Raw genomic sequence first — 4,831 nt, 5'->3', positions numbered from 1 at the left:
CTTCGCCAGCGGGTCGGGCCAGAATTCCAATCCCACGCATGGGATCCTGGACATCACCGTCACTGCGGACCGGCTCGAGGCGCGGTTTGTACCGGTCAGGCCGCGCGCCTTTACGGATTCCTTCACGATCAGCGAACCGTAAGTACAGCCCTTGCCTCGTCCCGGGCTGAGTGCAAGGCTCGGACCATGACTGCCACTTCCGAATCCGCACTTGAGGCCGACGTCATCGTAATCGGGGCGGGCGCCGTGGGTGAGAATGCCGCGGACCGCGCCGCCCGCGGCGGGCTGAAGACCATCCTTGTCGAATCGGACCTGGTCGGCGGTGAATGCTCGTACTGGGCCTGCATGCCGTCCAAGGCCCTGCTGCGCTCCGGAACAGCGCTGAATGCAGCACGTCACGTCCCGGGCGCAGCCCAGGCGGTGACGGGCCGGCTTGATACCGCTGCTGTCCTGAAGCGGCGGGATGGCTTTACCTCCCATTGGAACGACGACGGCCAGGTCGAGTGGGTGCGCGGCGCCGGCATCGAACTGCTCCGCGGCAGGGGCCGCCTCGCAGGCGAGCGTGCCGTGGAGGTGACCGGCGCCGATGGTTCCGCGACCCTGGTCACGGCGCGCCACGCCGTCGTACTGGCCACCGGTTCCGCACCGACCATCCCGCCGGTCGACGGACTGGACGCGGTGGAATTCTGGGGCACCCGGGAGGCAACCGCCGCACAGGAAGTGCCGGAGAGCCTGCTGTTGATGGGCGGCGGAGTGTCGGGCAGTGAGCTGGCGCAGGCATACGCCCGCCTGGGCTCCCGGGTGACGCTGATTGCCCGCGGCGATCTGCTGACCAAGTACCCGGAGCCCGCACGCCGCCTGGTGGAGGACGGGCTGCGCGCGGACGGGGTGGACGTGCGGCTGCACACGGATGTGGAGAAAGCGGAACAGAACGACGCCGGCACGCACCTGACGCTGTCCGGCGGCGGGCGCGTCTCCGCGGCCAGGCTCCTGGTTTCCACCGGCAGGCATCCGGCCCTCGCCGGAATCGGGCTGGAAGAACTGGGCGTGGATCCACGAAAGCTCACGGTGGATGCCAGCGGCCTGGTCGCGGGGTTTGGCGGCGGCTGGCTGTATGCAGCCGGTGATGCCGCGGGCAAGGCGCAGCTGACGCACCAGGGTAAGTACCAGGCCCGGGCCACCGGGGACGCCATCGCGGCGCGGGCCGCCGGCGAGCTGGATCCGGCGGACTCCGGGCCGCAACCCGGCCGCTGGAGCCGGTTTGCCGCCACCGCGGACGAGGCAGCCGTGCCGTCCGTGGTCTTCACCGATCCGGAGGTCGCGATGGTCGGGCTGACGTTGGAGAAGGCGCGTGAACGGGGGCTGAACGCCAGCGCCACCGAACTGCCGATCTCGGTGGCCGGCTCAGCGCTCCATGCCGACGGCTACCGGGGCTGGGCGCAGATGGTGGTGGATGAGGACCGGAAGGTGCTGGCCGGGGTGACATTCGCGGGCCCGGACGTTGCCGAACTGCTGCATGCGGCGACCATCGCCGTCGTCGGCGAAGTGCCGCTGGACCGGCTCTGGCACGCCGTGCCCTCCTACCCCACGATCAGCGAGGTCTGGCTGCGTCTGCTGGAAAAGTACGGAATGTGACCGCTATTTGCGGAGCACGATGAAATCGGTGACCTTGGCGTCCCGGCCGTCCAGTTCCGCCCAGCTCAGTTCGTGCTCCATCACGGTCAGCCCGGACGTCGGGTAATGGGACGCCATATCCATCACGGCGTCTTCATCCGACTTCACCGAGGCCAGCCGCATGGCCAGCTCCTGGACCACCGGCATATGTCCGATGACGAGGAGGCTGGTCACCGTGTCCGGCACATGGTTGATGACGTTGAGGACCTGCGTGGCGTCGCCGTGGTACAGCCGCTCCTCCAGCTTGGGCGTCGGCGCCTTGTCCCCCAGCTGGTCGCACACCCAGGTGCAGGTCTGCCGGGTCCGCAGCGCGGAGGAGCACAGGATGTAGTCCGGCACGGCGTCGTGCTCCAGCATCCATTTGCCCACCAGCGGCGCTTCATTGTGCCCGCGCTGGGCCAGCGGCCGGTCCTGGTCCGAAACCCCTACCGGCCACGCGGACTTGGCATGGCGCATCAGCATAAGTTTCTTCACATGGTGCCGGCTCATGCGGCCAGTCTAGTGCGGCCCGGGATGACGCCGCGAAAACACCCGCGCTGCGGAGCCCTTAGATGGAGTATTCCGGAGCCGCCCAGACTACGACCTCGGGATGCTCGTAGAAGCGGTAACCCTGGCCGCGGACCGTGCGGACCGTATTCGCCAGGCGGCCAAGCTTCGACCGCAGGCGCCGGATGTGCACGTCGATGGTGCGCTCGTTCGGCACTTCCTCAGCATTGCGCCACAGCCCACTGAGCAGTTCCTCGCGGCACACCGTGCGGGTGGCATTCTCCACCAGGTAGTTGAGGAGCTCGAACTCCTTGAAGGTCAGGTTCAGCGTCTCGCCGTCCAGATGGACCTCGCGGCGGGACAGGTCGATCAGCACTCCGCTGGGGCGCGGCGTCTGAGGCTGGGGAACCACCGGGCGGGCCGGCTCGGTGCGCTGGCGGCGCACGGTTGGATCGCCGAAAGCGTTGCGTACGACGTCGATGTCGTCACCGGGGGCGTCCGACGGCGCCAGGGCCACCGCGGCATAGCTCTGCGCGGACGGCACCAACTGCTGCACGTGGGCGCGGATTTCCTGCGCCAGCTTGGTCAGCGAAGTACCGGCGGCCTTGGCCGCGTCCTCATCGAGTCCGACGTACAGCACGAAGCCACGCGCCACATTGTCCTGCGCGACCGGCTGGACACCCTGGCCGACATTCGCAATCACCGGCGTCGGTTCGGTCATGGGCTGCGCATCCTGAGCCGGCACAGCATGCAGCGGCCGGTAGCCGGCCTGCGCGGGAAGCTGCCGTGCGGAGTGCTGCTGGCGCTGGCCCGCGGCCCGGTTCTGCGCATTGCGCAGTGAGATGTGGACGTATCCGGATGCTACTGACATGTAAGTACCTTCTGTGAATTGCCGTCATCACGGCACGAATGCTTGGGATGCCCGACCGCGATGGGATCGGCCCTGCGTCGGGCGGTGAAACGGCTAAATCTGGGTGGTGCTTTAGGCCTGCATTCGCCAACAGCACGAATCCATGGCGGCGGGGTGGCCCGAACGGATTACTGCGGCTGCAGATGCTGTTGAGATGTTCACAACAAGGATGATGCCCGTAATAAAGCAATACGCGCAAGTAACACAGAGAGCCGTGTCTCATATGCTGAGACACCCGCCTCGCCCAGTGATCCCTGTCACGTTAGACAAATGGCAATTCAGGCGTTTATTTGACCACTCGTTCTAAAAATACTGTCTACCGAAAACGGCTTTTTTTGCAGATCGTCTAATTGGACATGCCCAATTGGAGGCCTGAGGGGCACACGAGGCCCTGCTGTAGACAAACCGGATTGCGAGGCAAATGCGGGCGGGGATTGCAAATTCTCCGGGGTGTGATCTTTCTCTCGTTTATTCTGCCGAGCATGTGGGCACCTTGGGCCGGCTGTCTGCGCGGGCGGACAGCCACCGGGCTTATCCCACGACCCCGTACAGGCGGTCCCCCGCATCGCCCAGTCCGGGGACGATGTACGCGGACTCATTGAGCTTTTCATCGATCGACGCCAGGACGATCGTCACCTTCAGGCCGCTGAGCTGTTCCTCCAGGGCCGCCAGCCCCTCGGGGGCGGCCAGCAGGCAGATGCAGGTCACGTCCACGCATCCACGCAGGAAGAGGAACTTGATGGCTTCCCGCAGTGTGCCGCCGGTGGCCAGCATCGGATCCAGCACGAAGACCTGCCGGCCGGTCAGGTCGTCCGGCAGACGTTCGGCATAGGTGACCGCTTCCAGGGTTTCTTCATTGCGGGCCATGCCCAGGAAGCCGACCTCCGCCGTCGGCACCATCCGGGTGAAGCCTTCCAGCATGCCCAGCCCGGCGCGCAGGATGGGAACGACCAGCGGGGTGGGCTTGGTGAAGGCCGTGCCTACCGTTTTGGTGACCGGCGTTTCGATCTCCACCGGTTCCGTGCGCACCTCGCGGGTGGCCTCGTAGGCCAGCAGGGTCACGAGTTCCTCGGTCAGCTGCCGGAAGACCGGCGAGGGCGTCTCCTTGTTCCGCAGGACAGTGAGCTTATGGGCAACAAGGGGATGATCCACAACCAGAACGCGCATGGCTCAAAACTACCATTGAGGATATGAGCGACCACAGGGACCAGCGCAGCCGGCACGAGGGCTGGATGGGGCTTGCCCTGGCCGCCGCCGAACGTGCGGCCGCCACCGCCGATGTGCCGATCGGCGCCGTCGTCATAGGACCCGACGGCGGCGTGCTGGCGACCGGCTGGAACGAACGGGAGGCGCACGGAGACCCGACGGCTCATGCCGAGGTGGTGGCGATCCGGCAGGCCGCCGCGGCGCTCGGCGAGTGGCGGCTGGACGGCTGCACCCTGGTGGTCACGCTGGAACCCTGCCCCATGTGCGCAGGGGCGATCGTGCTCTCGCGGATCCCGCGGGTGGTCTTCGGCGCCTGGGACGAAAAGGCCGGCGCCGCCGGTTCCGTCTTCGACATCCTGCGGGAGCGCCGGCTCAACCACTGGGTGGAGGTGTTCCCGGGCGTGCGGGAGGCCGAGTGCGCGGAGCTGCTCACCGAGTTCTTCAGCGCACACCGTGATGCTGCCCGCTAGCGGCTGACCGGCGCGGTCCCGGCCAGCCGGCTTGGTCAACGCTGGCCGGCCGCCGTGCGCAGGCCGTCGATCCGCTTCTGCCGCG

Annotated in this window: 5 protein-coding genes; 2 read left to right on the top strand and 3 right to left on the bottom strand. The window is 67.1% G+C overall.

Features of this window, described 5'->3' with window-relative positions; all coding sequences use genetic code 11:
* Positions 1–186 precede the first annotated feature (186 nt).
* Positions 187–1,635, top strand: a complete 1,449-nt coding sequence (locus tag AC5RW2_RS40455) for a dihydrolipoyl dehydrogenase family protein (RefSeq protein ID WP_494031987.1) — start codon at positions 187–189, stop codon at positions 1,633–1,635.
* Positions 1,636–1,638: 3 nt separating this feature from the next.
* Here AC5RW2_RS40455 and AC5RW2_RS40450 read toward each other — a convergent pair whose 3' ends face one another.
* The 3 genes from AC5RW2_RS40450 to upp form a co-directional block, all read right to left on the bottom strand.
* Positions 1,639–2,163, bottom strand: coding sequence for a SixA phosphatase family protein (locus AC5RW2_RS40450; RefSeq protein WP_494031988.1), 525 nt, complete (start codon positions 2,161–2,163; stop codon positions 1,639–1,641).
* A gap of 58 nt (positions 2,164–2,221) precedes the next feature.
* Positions 2,222–3,031, bottom strand: a complete 810-nt coding sequence (locus tag AC5RW2_RS40445; RefSeq protein WP_494031989.1) for a winged helix-turn-helix domain-containing protein — start codon at positions 3,029–3,031, stop codon at positions 2,222–2,224.
* Positions 3,032–3,601: 570 nt separating this feature from the next.
* Positions 3,602–4,237 carry a uracil phosphoribosyltransferase gene (upp, locus tag AC5RW2_RS40440; RefSeq protein ID WP_494031990.1) on the bottom strand — a complete coding sequence of 212 codons (636 nt, stop codon included), beginning with the start codon at positions 4,235–4,237 and terminating at the stop codon, positions 3,602–3,604.
* A gap of 23 nt (positions 4,238–4,260) precedes the next feature.
* Here upp and tadA point away from each other — a divergent pair, with 23 nt between their 5' ends.
* Positions 4,261–4,746 carry a tRNA adenosine(34) deaminase TadA gene (tadA, locus tag AC5RW2_RS40435; RefSeq protein WP_494031991.1) on the top strand — a complete coding sequence of 162 codons (486 nt, stop codon included), beginning with the start codon at positions 4,261–4,263 and terminating at the stop codon, positions 4,744–4,746.
* Positions 4,747–4,831: the final 85 nt, after the last annotated feature.

This window comes from Arthrobacter sp. B0316-1-20 (assembly GCF_059091865.1).
This window is presented reverse-complemented; position numbering and strand designations above follow the sequence as displayed.